This is a genomic window from Nocardia sp. NPDC058480 (assembly GCF_042720495.1).
In the GTDB taxonomy this organism is placed as follows: domain Bacteria; phylum Actinomycetota; class Actinomycetes; order Mycobacteriales; family Mycobacteriaceae; genus Nocardia.
Map to the genome: position 1 here is coordinate 1 of NZ_JBHXMN010000035.1, position 1,359 is coordinate 1,359.

Sequence of the window (1,359 nt, forward strand, 5' to 3'; positions counted from 1 at the left end):
TTCACCGCAGGCAGCCCCCAGGAAGCCCTTGACTGCGCCTGCGATCTCTACCTCGGACACTGACCCCCGAACGACTTACGGGCGTGACCACTAAGCGCGCCGAGTCGCTCCAGGGCCTCCTGAGGCGTGTACTCTTGCTCGCCCTGCCCGTGTGCGGCTTGGTTCCGGATCGTTTGCTGCACGCCCACACCGAAGCCGAGGAGCCCTCGGTTCATCGAGGTGACCGACTTGTGTTTTGGGTCGCCAGGCCAGCGCAGACGCGGTCGACCCGGCTCGGGCGCCTTGTCTGAGAACGCTTCCTGCCATACCACTACGCCCTCGATGTCATGGCGGCTGGTCTGCTGGCGGCCGTACCACTCCACGGCATCGGCAGCGGAAGACACCGCGCGCCGATACTCGCCGATCTGCCAGAGCTTCTTTGCGGCGCCCCAGATCAGTGCATGAAGTTCAGTAGGACCGAGTTGGGGTGGGGTGTCGTGTTCAGCGTTCTGAACGAGCGCCGCAATTTGACCGGCGAGCATGTCGGTGTAGTCCAGGATCTCTTCGATCCGGGTGTTGTATGCGACGGCTTGCCAGCGGTGGATGAGGTTCTGATCGGCGTTCCATCCGTTGCTGTCGTAGAACGGGCTATCCATAACAATCGACGCGGCGAGGCCAGCTCGGCCTGCTGCTACCGCGACGTCCCGTCGTGCCCTGCTGAGAGCCCCGGACGGGACACCGTCTCGAACCTCGTACTCGCCTGCACCGTTGGAATTCTTCTGCACCCACACGTGCAGGGAAGCCCACGCCTCGAACGCCGCTCGGAATCGCTCGACGTCAGCGAGGACAGCGCGGAGGCGCGCAGGAGTCTCATACTTGCCCACCGAGCCACGGTACGTGACCTGATGGACCTTATCGAGCGAATTCTCTGCGCCGGCGCGACCATCCGGGCACGGTCGTCTGCCGGTGTGCAAGCCCCGACTCTCACGCGGAACCGGCGGCGCGGGCGTGTCGCTGAATCACGGAAGGTCAGCGGGCAGAGACGACTCCGGCGCAATGTGCTGCTGGCGAGGCAAGATGACGAGGTCGCAGAACTCTCGACCTACTCCCTATTGTGGGCTTGGGTCGGGCGGCAGTCCTTGTCGGGAGAGGAGAATCGACCTGTGGAGTTGAAGGTGTTCGAGGAGGCACAGCGCGAGCTGGAACTGTGGCGGCTTCGTCAGATTCGGAACCCACCTGAACAGCCCGAGCGGGGCAGCGACCTGGACGAGGACGACAAGGCTTTCGGGCCTTGACCCCGGGTGATGGACACGCTTGATCTTGGTCTCAGACCAGAAAAGCGAGAAGATCTACCCGATGCCCAAGAAGAACTACACCGAC

General features: G+C 63.5%; 2 protein-coding genes. One reads left to right on the forward strand and one right to left on the reverse strand.

Annotated features, from left to right (window positions below):
- Positions 1-47 precede the first annotated feature (47 nt).
- The gene (locus ACFWO8_RS33115; RefSeq protein ID WP_378974769.1) at positions 48-863 is read right to left on the reverse strand and encodes a TIGR02391 family protein; all 816 of its coding nucleotides are present in this window, start codon (positions 861-863) and stop codon (positions 48-50) included.
- A gap of 279 nt (positions 864-1,142) precedes the next feature.
- Between ACFWO8_RS33115 and ACFWO8_RS33120 the strand changes: the two genes are divergently transcribed.
- On the forward strand, positions 1,143-1,274 hold the full coding sequence (locus ACFWO8_RS33120; protein ID WP_378974772.1) for a hypothetical protein: 132 nt from the start codon (positions 1,143-1,145) through the stop codon (positions 1,272-1,274).
- The last annotated feature ends 85 nt before the right edge of the window (positions 1,275-1,359 follow it).